Source organism: Streptomyces sp. NPDC003011, from assembly GCF_053591515.1.
Map to the genome: position 1 here is coordinate 63,055 of NZ_JBSFTY010000029.1, position 13,183 is coordinate 76,237.

Here is a 13,183-nt window from a genome sequence, read left to right on the forward strand (position 1 = left end):
CTGTCGGGCGTTCGGTGACGATGACGGGGATGAATGCAGCGTTGATGACGGACAGGGGGTGCCCTCCTGGTTGATCTTGGCTTGCCCGCGGGCTGTGGTTGGCCTGTCGCTCGGGAGTGGGGCCAGGGTCCGGCCTGAGCGGGCTGCGGCCTCGGGTGCCCTCAACTGGTGCGTGGGCGCTGCCGGTGGGGTGTTCTCCGGCGGGGCCGGGGGCCGGGTGCCACGACTGCGGCACCCGGTCGGCATGGGGAGGGCTGGTATGAGGAGAATCCCCATAGGGGGTTGCGTTGTCAACCCCTATTTCGGGGGACGGGCCTGCCGCGCCGTCGCCGCCCGCGAGGGAGATCAGCGATGTGCCGACGGCCGGGCACGTCAGGCCGGCGCGACGCTCCGCCAGCCGTGGTCCAAGGACCACCGTGTGCCGTTGGCCATGAGGAGTACGTTGTCCGGCCCGGCGGGCAAGGGCCGTGGGCGGCCGTCGTCCCGGCAGTGGAAGTGGGCTATCTCGGCGATCGTCAGTGCGTATTCGGGCTCGTCGGGGCGGGTAAACAGCGGGGTAGGGCCGTCGGCGGTCTTTCGCCAGCGTCCGTTGTGCCCCCAGTAGCCGTCCTCGTCGTTGTCCTTCAGGACGTCCGCGAGGCTCCACGTGCGGCCGTCGAACTCGAAGGTGTCCGGGGCAGGGTCGCCGACCTTGTGCAGGATGAAGGGGGCCAGTTTGGCCAGGGTGCGGGTCCTGTCGCCGTCCGCCGAGGCGAACACCGGCAGGCCTTTCGCCGTGGTGACGCCGAGGCTCTCCCAACTGCGGCCGTCTGTGTCTATGTATGCCACCCCCGGTGTCACCTCGTAGGACGATGATCCCTGGGCGACGAAAGTAGGCCGGTCCGTGGGCAGGAGGCGGCGGGCCTGCGGGGCCTTGGCATTTGTCATGCGATTCCCTTCGACGGGGGAGTTGGGATGGGTGATCACAGGAGCACCGCGCACCCTGTTGGGGCAGCGTCGCTACGGGGGGCCTACGGTCAGGCGCGGTGCTCCTCGGCGAGTACGGCGGCGTGGTGGGCAGCGCTGAATTCATCCGTGGGTAGACGCCATTCGGCAGCCTCGGCCAAGCGCATGGCGGCAGCGGTCGCGGCGGCCTTTGTCCGATATCCGCGTCGTAGCAGTAGTTCGTCGCTCGCCTTGTGATGCAGGGTGAAACGGGTCTCGGGGTCCGCCTCGGGCCAGCAGTTGCCGCGCACCTTGATGCCGGGGTGGAGCGGCGTCTGCTCCAGGGCGAGGGCCACATCCATCTCCATCAGCACGACCCGCAGACAGCTCAGGAGGTACTCGCGGCCCGGCGGCCGGTCTTCCTGTTCCAGGCGGGAGATGTACGCCCGGACCTGCCGACAGCTACGGGGGATGCGGGCCTTGGCCTCGATCTCCTTTCGCTCGGCGGCGCTCAGCTCGTGGGATGCACCCCCGACGCTCATCATTTCTGTTCTCCTCCCGAGGTGACTTGGCTGGGCTAGTCGCAGAAGACGTTGTGCACGTCCTCGGCGATTACCTCAGCCCACAGGCGGGCGGGCACGTTGGTGGTCTTGCAGTGGCGCCATGTCAGGGCGACCACGCCGGCGAGGGAGATGCCGACGGCCGAGTCGTTCCGGCCGTCGGTGGCCACCCAGCCGTGTTCGATCAGGCGTTCGGTGGCGGCCGGGGGGATGCGGGTGAAGCCCGCGTGGATGATCGGGCCCTTGGCTTCGAACACGAGACGGGGCTTCTGGACGGACTGGCCAAGCAGGACCAGGTCGTCGGCCTGCCGGGCGGTCAGTCGCTTGGGCATCGCGTCGGGCCAGGGCTCGAACCGTACGGAACGCTCGGCCTGGCGGAGGATGACCGCGCCGTAGGGTGCCGCCTCGACGCTGCGCAGACGGCCGTCCCGGGCGAAGTGCTCTCGCACGGTGGTGGTTGCTTCCACTGCCGTGACACGGGCGAGGTCGCCGGGCGGGACGCTGGGGTGGGTGGCGTGTTCGCTCTGGTAGTAGGCGGTCCGTGCGGCGAGCTGCGCGAGGGTGACCATGGTGTGCCCTCTCCGTGGTCAAGGCCGCCCGCCCGGTGCGTCGGGCGGCCCGGGCGGGCGGCGTGGCGGCGGTGAGCTACGAGAATCCCTAACAGGGGTTGTCTGGTCAACCCTATATTTCAGTGGCTGGAGGGGCATGCCTCCACGGTGCTGGCGCGGCAGAACGGCGGGCATGCGGACTGCGTGAGGGCGGCGAGCAGCGTCCGAACCTCGTTGGTGCCCTGGACGGAGGTGGTCGAGCCACCCGCGCCGTGGGTGATCTGGCCCCGGAGTACCTTCCCGGTACGGGCGCCCACCAGGATGCATCCGGACGGGCCGTGCGGTCCGGCCGAGCTCAGGACCAGCTCGTGCCGCGCCTTGCCGGTCCGCCACATGGGGCGGAGCCCCTTGGTGTCGGCGAGTTCGACGATGCCCTTCGTGTATGCCGTCAGTCCCTCGGGCGGACGCGGCGTGCCGATGCTGAGCGCCTCGCGGTGTACGGCCAGCACCTGGAGCGGCGCAAGCGTCGTCGCGAGCTCGTTCGGGTCCCTGTACGTGGGGCAGCGTGTGCACACGAAGATGTCGGGGCGGTCGCTGTCGCCCGGGACGAACCTGGCGTCCGGGGTGTCGCATGCGGTGCAGGCGAGGGCCTGCCACGTGTAGGCCGACGAGTCCATGTGTCTCCTCCGTTGTCTGGGATGGCGGTCGTACCGGCGGGCCGTCCCGGCGTGGTGGAGCTGCCGGGACGGCCCGTGTGGTGCGTCAGGCGGTGGCCAGGGCGTCGAACTTGTCGGCCTTGCGGAACACGCGGCCCTGTGACGAGGCCGTGGTGTACGAGACGGTCGCGCGACTCTGGGTGACCTTCGTGACCAGGCCGCGGCGGAAGCGGCCCATCGCCCACACGTACGCCGTGTCGCCCTCCTTCGGGGCGCCGTCGAAGCCGGGCATGCCCTCGATGCTCTGGCGGGCGTCGACCAACTCCAGCAGTTTCGGCAGCAACTCGTTGTCGGCGTGGTAGGTGTCGGTCCAGCCGCGCACCTTCTTGATGATGGTCGCCAGGTTGCCCTTCGGGCACGGGGCGCCTCGACCGTTGTGGGTGACGGAGTAGCTGTCGGCCCAGGAGTCGCGGTGTCCCTGATCGTCCGCGTCACTGCAGCCGCCGGGCTTGAATGTGATCACGAACTCGATGTCGCGGTAGGTCTCGCGGTGCACCTCGCCGGCCTCATGCGGGACGGGCCTGCTGAACGCCGTGACGAGAGCGTCGGCGGCGGCCTGGTCGTCGGCGCAGTCCTGGGGCAGGTAGTTGTCGCGGACGGAGAAGGCGGCGACGGTGTCCGGGGTGCGGCCCCTGGTGAGGCGGCCGATGAAGTCCCCGCCAGTGAACAGGTACTTGCGTCCGTAGTGGTCGGTCTCGATGCAGTGACCGGCGGGGGCGGTGATGGTCTGGCTCATGGCCTTCCCTTCTGCGGTGGGGGCTGTGGTGCTCCCACGGGCGACGGGTGCCGCGGTTGCGGCACCCGTCGGCGCGGTGGAGGGGGATGTCACGAGCATCCCGATATGGAGTGGTTCAGTCAACCCCATATTCGGGCTCGGTGTGGTTGTGCAGGGCGGTGAGGGCGGCATCGACGGCTTCGACACAGGCAAGCGTGTCCGCGCGGTAGGTCTGGAGGTCGGCGGTCGGATATCCGGGCGACTGGTACACCAGGGTCAGTTGGCCGTCCTGCGAGCGTGTGCGGGCCCTCCAGCCGCCGTGTAGCTGCACCAGGTGGTCGATGCTCTGGCGGTGCTCCACCATCACGTACCCGACGAGGCTTCCAGGGGCCGCGTCTCCGGCAATGAGGCAGGTCACTCGCTTCGCCTTGGCGGAGACGCCGTTCTGCACGGGAATGCCGCGCTCGGTCAGCAACTGCCGGAGCAGACGGTCCGCACGGCACTCGCATGCGGCGAGAACGCATTGCTGGGTCTGCACCCATGCGTCGAGGCTGGTCACCGTGGAGAGGATCCCGTCGAGCTCCTGTTGACCGAGCTTGAAGAGCGGATCGTCGGGGTCGTCTCCCATCGACAGCTCTGCGGTTGTCGCGATTGCCTCTTTTCGCAGAGCGGCCAGCTTGATCCGCAGTCGCCCGAAGCAGGCGGGCACGGTTCCGGCCGCAAGGTCGGCGATCGGCCCCTTTCGCTCTCCGAAGCTTCGGGCGAGTTCGACCACGTGATCGGGGGGCGACATGGTCGGCTGGTTCTCTCCGTTGGGCATGGTGCCTGGCTCCTCTGTTTGGGGGTGGGGTGACCGGGCGGGGCAGGCGTGTTCGATGGCCTGCCCCGCCCGGTCGCCACGGTGGCCGTCGCAGCCGAAGAGGACGCTCCGGCTGCGGGTCCGTCAGTCGCGGGCGCCCGTGCGGCGGTATTCCTCGTCGATCTCCACGGTGACGCGGCCGCTGATTCCTTGCTCCCGGGCGCAGGCGATGGCCGCTTTGCGGGCGCCGTGCAGCCGGGTGGCCAGGACCTTGCCGTCTCCGTCCTCGACGCTCCAGCCCTCCCCCGGTTCGCCGTAGCGTTCGGCGTCGTTGAGGATGGTGCCGCTCTTGCCCGTCCCTCTGATCGTGACCAGTCCCTTGGTCCGGGTGACGAGGTCCACCTCGACGACGGTGACGGGCGGGGCCTTGAGGGTGAGCGCGGCGGTGAGCGGGTGGTCCGTGCTGCTGGCGGATGTCTGTTTGGTGGACCGGCGCCGGCGGCGTGCCTTCTCGCGCAGGGCGATGTACTCGCGGGAGAACTCGCTGCCGTAGTGGCCCTCGGCGCGCGGCGGGCGGTGGATGTGGGAGAAGTCGGTGGACAGGGCGCACTCGACCGGCCAGGACACGCCCGTGAGGCCGAGGTCCTGAGGACTGGGTTCGCGGCTTTTGTCTCCCGGTGTGGCGGTTGCCCAGTAGTCGGCCAGGGCGGCGGCGTAGCGGCGGTGATTCGGCTTGTCGCTGGCGTGTTTGAGGATCTCCCGGATCCATGCCCTGCGTTGAGGGGCGGGGTGCGCGTACGTCACGGATGCCGCCTCTCCGGAAGTGGTGGAGAGCAGCGCGGCAGGGTCAATGAGCGTCATGGGTCTCCGTAAGTCCGACAAGGCTGCGTGTCATCTACGGCAGGAGCGGATGTGCCAGGGAGGGCGTCGGTTGGTCACAGCGACGGCTCGCTGTTGGGAACGACGGTGCCGTACTGGGGCGTCGCGATGACCCGGGCGTCTATGGCGCACGGGTTTCGAACATGGCGACTGGGAGTTGGCCCGTCCGGTGCTCACTGGGGCCGTGAAGAGCATCTGAAAATAGAGCTGTTCAGTCAACCCCTCATCGCACCTCGGTGGGGTGCCGGAGGCCGGAGCCTGCTGGGCCGGACACCGGCCCGGCCGCGGGCGGGGGATTCGCGCCCGCCCGCGGTGGGGCTGTGTGCCGGTCAGTCCCGCAGGCCTTGAAGCCCGAGGCTGGTTTCGATGACGTCGCCCTCGTCGTGCTGGTCCTGCCAGCAGGTCTCGCACGGGTCGGACTCGGTGCACTCGCTGCGGGGCTGACCGTTGGGGCACAGTTCCCCGGCCACCAGGGCGACGATGACCTCGATGCAGTCGGCCAGCTGGGAGATGGGCCGCCTCATCAGTTCCTTCTCGCCGCTGTTGCCGTCGCCGGCCAGCACGACCCACTCGTCGGAGGGGATGGTGGGCGCCCGGTCCACGGTGATCTCCTCCTCCCCCTCATCGCTGTGGGGGTTGTAGACGTAGAGCACACCGTGGGGGACACCCTCCCCCGGGTAGTCCCGGTCCGGGCCAACGACCAGCCAGGTGTTCCCGGCGTCGTCGTCGTGGTGCGGAGTGAGACCCCGCGAGGCGAAGGCGTGGGTGAGAATGCGCCACGCGGTCGGGGCGTCCTCCGCGGGGATGGGGGTGCCGGGCAGGGCGAGGATCGCGGTGTCGGCCCATGCCGTGACCCCGGCTCGCTCGGCTGCGAAGTAGGCCCGGGCGCGACGCTCGGCGGCGGCCGCGCTGTCGGCGGTCATCTCGTATGACGCCATGTCCAGCCCGTGGAGGACGGCGAACAGGGCGGCGGCGAGCTCCGAGTGCGGGTCGGGTGTGGGCAGTGTGCCGAGGACGAGCAGCTCGTGCCCGAAGTCGGCGAAGACGACGGTCCACTGGTCGGGTGCGTGGGGCTGCGTCGGCAGGCCTGCGATGACCTGGGCGGTCACGCGGAGTTCGTGCGCGGCGGTGCGGCGCGGGGCGAGGGAAGACACAGAGGGCTCCTCGGTTGAGATGGGTCGGGGTGGGGTTGGGCCCGGGCGGGCGCCTGGTCGGCGCCGATGATCACGGGGTAGCGGCACTCGATGTCCGGCGCTCCGATGCGGTACTGCGTACGAGCCGGACACGCGCGGCGGTGACCGTGTGCACGGCGCCCCCTCAGCTCTCGCGCTTGGCGCGGCGTGCGGTGAGGGCGGCGTCCCTCTCGGCGATACGTGCGACGATCGCCGCCACGGCGTCCGCCGGGTTGTCCGTCGTGGTCAGCTGCCTGGTTGCGTGCGGGTTGGTCCACACCGTCCACCGCTCCCCGCCGATGACCGGCCGCCACGTCAGGTCAAAGAAGATCCGGTTTTGAAAGCAGATCTCCCACCGGCCGTGCTGCTTGGGCCGCGCGCTCATCCCCTCCGGCAGCGCGACGCGCTCCTCAAGGGCCGGCGGCGGCCCGTACAGCGCATCTCGGTAGGCGATGTGGTCGGCGGTCATCACCAGCGGGACGCGGGCGGCCGCTGGTTCGCGATGCCCGTCGGGAAGCAGCGGCGCCCACTCGGCCCACTGCTTCGCTTCTACCTCCCGCAGAGGTTCGGGCGCCCACGCGGCCCCGGGCGCGTAGTTGTAACCCTTGCGCGCAAGATGCCACCCGGCTGCGATCAACAGTCCGTCCGTCATCGCCCCGTTGGTGATCTCCAACAGGTAGATACCGGCCGGATCGTTGGGCGCCCCGGCGCGGCCCCGGCTGGTCAAGGTGATCAGATCGCCGGTAGGGCGTCCCTCGCGGTCGTGGAAGCGCAGAGAGGCGCCACCCCCGGTGAGTGGGTACGCCATACGGATTTCCGCCCAGTGCGGGCGGATGGCCTCCCACCCGGCACGCGCCCGCGCTATCCGCTCATCCGTGCTCAGGCGTGCGACCGGCTGGCGCGGTCCGCCCTGCTCCTCGGTGCTGCCGTGCGCCGACCCGCACTCCCGCGATGCCGAGTCGGCGGCTGCTGGCGCCTTTGTCACTCGCGCGGCGGACTTTTCCCGCTGGGTGGCGATGTGGCCGACCGCGAGGGCGACGGCGCCCTTACGGCTGGTGCTGTGGCTGCCGACCTGCCGTCGTTCGCCCCCGACTTCGCGCACCTGCCAGAACAGCATGCCGCGTTCGCTCACCTGATAGGCCGCGTAGGCGCGCTGAGGGTACCGGCGTCCGCCCAGCGTCTCGCCGGGCAGCGTGAACAGCCACCCGTCAACGCCGTAAAGAGTTCCTTCCGGCTTCCGGCCGTTGGTGGGGGTGTAGCGGGTGTAGGACGGGCGGACGGTCTCCCGAACGATGCTGCGGATCGTGGTCATGCTGGTTTCCCTCCGGGTTGCCGTGGTCGGGGGTCATCCCGTGACGAGCGGGGGCTCGGTGCGCCCGGCCGGTGTCGAACCGGCCACCCACCGGCGCCGGTTGGCGCCGTGGGGCGGGGGCGGCGGGGGCTAGAACGGGGGAAGAGGGGGGCCGCTGTAGGGCTCGGCGACGTACAGGCGCCCGTCCACCACGGTCAGGCTCTGGCCGTCCGTCAGTCCCTTAGTGAGATCGGCGTGCGCGACGGTGTGGCCGCACCCGTCGGCCGTGCACATGTAATCGGGGCGTCCCAGGGTGTGCTGGCCGTTGGGGGCGAAGCCGCCCCAGTGGCATTCGGCGCAGATCTGCGGCCCGAACTCCTGCGTTCCGTCGGTGAACGGGTCCGTGTGCTTCTGCGCGAGCCGCGCGGCGGACTCCTTCCGGCGCTTGGCACATGGAGCCGAGTCGCACGGCCGGTGACCGGTGATCCCGTCCGTGGAAGCGTCGTACAGGGTGATAAGCCCGGTGTCCTCGCACCAGCCGCACAGCGGCTCCGGGGAATGCAGGCTCTCGCCGTCCACGCACGCGATCCAGTTGGACGAGTCGTGCCAAGCACCCTGTCCGTCGGCCTCGATCCACTCGATACTGCGTCCGCAGTGCAGACAACGCCGGTGCTCCGGGGCTGGAACCGGCAGTCCGAAAAACTCGGCGACGGCTGCCGCGCATGCCTCGGCCTGCGCCGCTGGCCGTGCCTCGGTGTCGGCGTCCAGTCCGCAGAACACGAAGCGGGTGTTCTGCTCGTCGGTGACGACGGCGGTAACTCCCATCAGGGCGCGCCGGTGGGTGTCGTAGTGGGTGCTGCCGTTGCAGTCGTGGGCGGTGATCCACACGCTCGGCCGGTCGGGGGCTTCGGCCACCAGGTATTCAGTCGGCAGGGAGGGCCACGGCCGGTCAACACGGACGCTCACGCCCTGACGGGCCAGCGCGTCACGCAGTAGCGCGCCCATGTGCAGTTCGGATCCGGCCCGGGTCTTCTTGAAGGTGATCACGGTGGTGTCTCGTCTCTCGGGTGTGGTGGTCGGGGCTCAGACGGTGGCGGCGAGAGTGGAGGCGGCGATGGCGGGCGCACGGTGGTTGCCGCGTGCGTGGCAGCCGATCAGGCCGGAGCCGTAGCCCCAGGCGCGGCCGCAGGCGGGCTCCGTCGGGAGTCCGGGAAGAAGGGCCCGCGACCGCGATCGGCGAAGGCAGCCTGAGGGCTGGCCTGCGTCGGCGGTCGGACGATCCGCGAGACTTTGTCTCGTTCCTGGAGGTGCCTTCGGGGAGCCGACAGGAGCTGATGGGCGCTCAGAGCGTGCTTGGCAGAGCATCCCCAAATAGAGTTGCACCGTCAACCCCGTATTCGGCGGGTGGCGGATCACCTGGCTGCCGTGAAAAGCGTCCAAAGGCGAGGTTGCTCTGTCAACCCGCTATTTGGTGAGGTGTCGGGCTTTCGGGTCGGTACCCGGGCAAGCTGCCGTCAATCGGCCTCTTCGGTCGGGGCGCGGTGTTCCTAGCGTGAGCCCATGCCCGAGCCCGAATCTGTTCCGCTCCACTCGCCAGGCTTGGTCGCCGCCACCTTCCGATCCCTGCTCGCGCAGGTGTGTCAAGACCCGGACGCGGGTGCGGTGTTCATAGGGGACCAGGAAGCCGTGGCGGTGCTGCTGCCCATTTCGACCTACCGCATCCTGCTGGAGGCGGCCGTCGACGCCACCGAGGACCGGACGATTGCGCAGATGGTCGCCGAGTCGCCCGCGGAAGGGGACGATGGCGAAACGAGCACGGCTGACATCGCCCGCCTGGTGATGGGCGACGGCGCTCCGCCCGCCGGTCGCTGACGTCGGCGCATCCGATCCCATGCCACCGAGCGACCGCTACCGCGGAGACCGGCACTGGAAGAGGGCCGGTCATGATCTCCAGGCACTCCGAGGGCGCGACGGCGCGGAGACCAAACAGGTCCAGCGCCTGGCTCTCATCCGCATTGCGCAGCTGGTGAGCGGCGAAATCTCCATGGACGACCCGCGCATCCGCCCCATACGGCAGTTGGCTGATCATCCCGACGTCAGCGATGTGCGCAAGCTTCCCTTCGACGTCGTCGAGCACGACCCGGGATGGCGCAACATCACCTCCGTGCGTGGCGCCCACCTGCCGGAGCGTCCGCGTGAAGAGCGTCCCGAGCCCGCCCGCTTCTGGATCGCTTTCCGGCTCGTGCCCGCTGACCCGGAGGGGCCGGACCCTCGGCCCGCCCTGCAGGTCCTGCGGCTGGGCACGCGCCCGACCCCGCCGGCGCAGGTCACCGCGGCCCGGGCACCCAAGGCCCAAGTTGGCCCGGCGCGCGCGGCGGCTCCTGCGCGGCCCACGGCACGCCGCGACTCCTCCGTCCGGCAGGCCGCTTCCGCCGCCGTCCAACAGCAGCAGGCACGCCCTGGCGTGCAGCGCTCAAGGTGACCTCGCCAGTCCACCGGCACCAATGAACGGGAAGTCGATGGGATTCGCCATCTCATTCCCTCGGCAGGTCCGGGGGGTCCCGATGGTGGCGGCCGGCGTATGCCTGCTTCGACTCCCGGTGACACCACAGGTCGGGACACCCATAAACCCACCATCCGATCGAAGGAGCACCGAAAGGGGATAAACGGCCTGCTGGCTCGACCGAGGACGCTGCCTAGCGTCCAGGGCATGGCGCTTCAATCAGCCGCACCAGAGCACGCCGGCGAGGCCCCGCCGACGACGGCGCTCGAGGACCGGACACAGAACCCCGTACAACCAGTGACGTTCAGCTCGGTACTGCGTCAGCGCGGCTGCATCCTCCTGGCGACCGCCGCGGTGCTCGGGCGGCTGCCCCTGGGAATGGTCCCCGTCGCAATCCTCCTGGACGCGCACTCACTCGCCGTCGGGGGAGTGCTCGCCGCGCTGTACAGCATCACTCCCGGAGTGGGGCAGCCAGCGCTCGGCCGCCTTGCGGACCGGCGCGGGATCCGGCTGCCCGTGGTGGCGGGGGGAACTGCGGCCGCGGCCACTCTGGCCGTCCTGTCCTTCGTGGGCTCCAGCGGCGGCGTCCCGGCCGCCGTACTGATCGTGGTCGCGGGGATGGCGTGCCCGCCGCTCGAGGGATCGACTCGCACGCTATGGCCCCGGATCATGCCGGACGCCGCGCACGTCCGGGCCGCCTGCGCCCTGGACAGCACCCTGCAAGAGGTCGTGTACGTCCTCGGGCCGGTCCTGGCCATCTCGTTGTCCGTGGCTGCCTCCCCGAGTGCGGCGCTCGCCACGGCCGCAGGCCTGACGCTGATCGGGTCGTGCGCGTTCGCCGCCGCCCCCGCGTGCCGCAGGTGGGCGCCGACTCCGCGTACGTCCGACTGGCTCGGCCCGCTGCGTCCGTCGGCAATGCGCTTCCTGCTGTTGGCGATGGTGTTCCTGGGGGGAACCGTGGGAGCGCTGGACGTCGCCGCCGTCGTGGCCGCCGCCCGCTACGACAACGGCTGGCTGGCCGGAGCGCTGCCGGCCGGCTTCGCTCTCGCTGGTCTCGTCGGGGGCGTGCTGTTCGTCCGCTACCGCCCACGGCTCCCGCGGCATCAGGAACTGCCGGTGGCCGCCGGGGTCTTCGCCGTGTCCTGGCTGCCACTCGTCGGCGACGTCGGCGCGCTCACCGTGGTCCTGGCGGTGCTCCTTCCCGGCCTGCTCTTCGTACCTCTGCTCACGCTCGTCAGTCTCTCGCTCACAGACCTGGCTCCTCCGGGCACCGGGACGGAGGCTGTGGGCTGGCTGTCGACGGCCATTCGGGTCGGGCTGGCCGCCGGTACCGCACTCGCCGGCCACGGCGCGGGCAGCTTCACGATCCCACTCGCGTCCGCCGCCGTCTGCGCGCTCGTCCTGGCAGCCCTCAGCCGATTCGCCCGCTGTGCCTGGCCCGAGGCCGGTACGAAGTGACTCTCTGGCGCCGAATCCCCCGTCTGTATGGCCTCCTGCGCCGCGTCCCGCTGTACGGGCGGCTGTGCCGAGCGAGGATGGCGAACCACCCCCGGCCGGAAGGAACGCGGGAGGCACACCGGGGCAACGGCTGGCTGGTGCTGCGTGGCACGTTCGACCAACGGGCGCTGAGGCAGCTTCAGGGCGCCTACCCGCGCCATCGGGTGACCCTGGACGGCGACACGCTCACGGTCTGGCCGTCGGTCGGCAGGGCGTCGGCGAGCCTTAGTCAGGGCTCTTCGTCGAGGACGGGGCCGGGCAGGGGCGGCATGGGTTCCGACACGGTCCATTCGATGACCCGGATGCCGGATGCGCGGTAGAGCTCCTGCTTTCGGCGGCGCCTGAAGTCGTATCCCTCCCGTCCGCGCACGCCGTACACCTCGACGTAGACCGGATCACGCCCGGCATTGCTGATCACGAAGTCCGGGAAGACGCCGGTGCCCTCGTAGCGCAGCGGCTTGTGGAAGCGCAGGCCGCCGGCGGTGAGGGCCTCCGCCATGGTCACTTCGTGGAGAGAGTCGGCGGGCAGGTACTCACGCGTGGTGAGCATGACCGACCCGTCGACCACGGTCAGGTGCCCGCCGGGCGACCGGGCCACGACGAAGAGTCCGACCTGTCGTGCTTTGGGACTTGCTGCCGCCGAAGCCGACAGGGCGCGCGGGTAGGACCGGGTCAGCCGCGCCAGGAGGGCGTCGTCCAGATACAACCGCCGGGGGAAGTGCCGCAGGGACATCTGAAGGCCGTAGCGGGCCTGGCCGATCTCCTTGATCTCGCCCATCACCAGACCGTGCCGAACGACTCGGGGGCCGGGCACAAGCCGCTCAGTGAACGCCTCCAGCGCCTGACCGGCGGAGGGGGCGGTGTCGCGCCGGAACGGCGGCACGAGGTAGAGCACCGTCTCCAAGGATTCCCCGCTGACCGTGATGTGCGGGAGGTGGCTGCTCACGCGTCGATGGCAGCTGCTCCAGATCGTCCGCGGGGTGTCGGGGGTCCAGTGATTGAGTCCGGCGATCTCCCACAGGAGCTGGGCGACCCCTGGCAGGCCTACCCCCCGCCGCCCTTCAGCGTCCGTCGTTCCCGGGGCGGCTGGCGGGGGCACGGCACCGGTGAGGCGCAGCGCCAGCGGCTGGTTGAGGCGGACGCTCAGCGTGTCCGGGCGCTCGACGATGGTGCCCTCGGCGTAGCTGGTCCGGCCGGACAGGGCAGGGGCGAGCTTGTGGAACTCGCAGCCGGCCGCGTGCTCGTCGCCCTCTCCTGGCCAGCCGGCCAGGTGGTAGCGGCCGTCCCGGACGCGGATGACCAGCCGTAGATCTCGGCCGGGACAGCACAGGCAGTAGGCGCAGCCGTCCTCGGCGCGGGCCTTGCGGAACAGCGTGGCCAGCCGGGCCCGGTCGCGTCGTACCGAGGTCAGCGGCAGCACTGTTCCGGCCAGCCGCACACGGTGAGGCGAACCGTCCGGCGCGCCGGGCGGGGAGGAAGGGGGGCGAGGGCCCATGTACTCCTCCTCCGGGGGCGGGCCGGGTCCGTGGGGTGCCTCCGACCCGATGACACCCCACGGATGGCTGATGATGCGGCACCG

The 13,183-nt window shown here is 70.5% G+C and carries 14 protein-coding genes; 3 read left to right on the forward strand and 11 right to left on the reverse strand.

Annotated features, from left to right (window positions below; genetic code table 11):
* Nucleotides 1-372 precede the first annotated feature (372 nt).
* The 10 genes from ACWD0J_RS16910 to ACWD0J_RS16955 all read right to left on the reverse strand — a co-directional run bounded on the left by ACWD0J_RS16910 (nt 373) and on the right by ACWD0J_RS16955 (nt 8,651).
* Nucleotides 373-927, reverse strand: coding sequence for a hypothetical protein (locus ACWD0J_RS16910; protein ID WP_451496576.1), 555 nt, complete (start codon nt 925-927; stop codon nt 373-375).
* 89 nt (nt 928-1,016) lie between these two features.
* Nucleotides 1,017-1,469: a hypothetical protein gene (locus tag ACWD0J_RS16915; RefSeq protein WP_451496577.1), complete on the reverse strand. Its 453-nt coding sequence runs from the start codon at nt 1,467-1,469 to the stop codon at nt 1,017-1,019.
* A 32-nt stretch (nt 1,470-1,501) separates the two neighbouring features.
* Nucleotides 1,502-2,053, reverse strand: coding sequence for a hypothetical protein (locus tag ACWD0J_RS16920; protein ID WP_451496578.1), 552 nt, complete (start codon nt 2,051-2,053; stop codon nt 1,502-1,504).
* Between the two features lie 119 nt (nt 2,054-2,172).
* Nucleotides 2,173-2,709, reverse strand: a complete 537-nt coding sequence (locus tag ACWD0J_RS16925) for a hypothetical protein (RefSeq protein ID WP_451496579.1) — start codon at nt 2,707-2,709, stop codon at nt 2,173-2,175.
* A gap of 85 nt (nt 2,710-2,794) precedes the next feature.
* Nucleotides 2,795-3,484 (reverse strand): hypothetical protein, encoded by a 690-nt coding sequence (locus tag ACWD0J_RS16930; protein ID WP_451496580.1) that lies wholly within the window; start codon nt 3,482-3,484, stop codon nt 2,795-2,797.
* A gap of 115 nt (nt 3,485-3,599) precedes the next feature.
* Nucleotides 3,600-4,283 carry a hypothetical protein gene (locus ACWD0J_RS16935; RefSeq protein ID WP_451496581.1) on the reverse strand — a complete coding sequence of 228 codons (684 nt, stop codon included), beginning with the start codon at nt 4,281-4,283 and terminating at the stop codon, nt 3,600-3,602.
* 123 nt (nt 4,284-4,406) lie between these two features.
* Nucleotides 4,407-5,123, reverse strand: a complete 717-nt coding sequence (locus ACWD0J_RS16940) for a hypothetical protein (protein ID WP_451496582.1) — start codon at nt 5,121-5,123, stop codon at nt 4,407-4,409.
* Nucleotides 5,124-5,470: 347 nt separating this feature from the next.
* A complete protein-coding gene (locus ACWD0J_RS16945; RefSeq protein ID WP_451496583.1) occupies nt 5,471-6,295 on the reverse strand; it encodes a hypothetical protein in 825 nt (274 codons plus the stop codon).
* Nucleotides 6,296-6,458: 163 nt separating this feature from the next.
* Complete coding sequence (locus tag ACWD0J_RS16950) at nt 6,459-7,625, reverse strand: hypothetical protein (protein ID WP_451496584.1); 1,167 nt, start codon at nt 7,623-7,625, stop codon at nt 6,459-6,461.
* Nucleotides 7,626-7,754: 129 nt separating this feature from the next.
* Nucleotides 7,755-8,651 (reverse strand): hypothetical protein, encoded by an 897-nt coding sequence (locus ACWD0J_RS16955; RefSeq protein ID WP_451496585.1) that lies wholly within the window; start codon nt 8,649-8,651, stop codon nt 7,755-7,757.
* A 513-nt stretch (nt 8,652-9,164) separates the two neighbouring features.
* Between ACWD0J_RS16955 and ACWD0J_RS16960 the strand changes: the two genes are divergently transcribed.
* The 3 genes from ACWD0J_RS16960 (at nt 9,165) to ACWD0J_RS16970 (ending at nt 11,565) form a co-directional block, all read left to right on the forward strand.
* Nucleotides 9,165-9,476, forward strand: a complete 312-nt coding sequence (locus ACWD0J_RS16960) for a hypothetical protein (RefSeq protein ID WP_451496586.1) — start codon at nt 9,165-9,167, stop codon at nt 9,474-9,476.
* 19 nt (nt 9,477-9,495) lie between these two features.
* Nucleotides 9,496-10,086 carry a hypothetical protein gene (locus tag ACWD0J_RS16965; RefSeq protein ID WP_451496587.1) on the forward strand — a complete coding sequence of 197 codons (591 nt, stop codon included), beginning with the start codon at nt 9,496-9,498 and terminating at the stop codon, nt 10,084-10,086.
* A 228-nt stretch (nt 10,087-10,314) separates the two neighbouring features.
* Nucleotides 10,315-11,565 carry an MFS transporter gene (locus ACWD0J_RS16970; protein WP_451496588.1) on the forward strand — a complete coding sequence of 417 codons (1,251 nt, stop codon included), beginning with the start codon at nt 10,315-10,317 and terminating at the stop codon, nt 11,563-11,565.
* Between the two features lie 268 nt (nt 11,566-11,833).
* Here the strand turns inward: ACWD0J_RS16970 and ACWD0J_RS16975 are convergent, their stop codons facing one another.
* Complete coding sequence (locus ACWD0J_RS16975; protein WP_451496589.1) at nt 11,834-13,099, reverse strand: DUF1173 family protein; 1,266 nt, start codon at nt 13,097-13,099, stop codon at nt 11,834-11,836.
* Between the last annotated feature and the right edge of the window lie 84 nt (nt 13,100-13,183).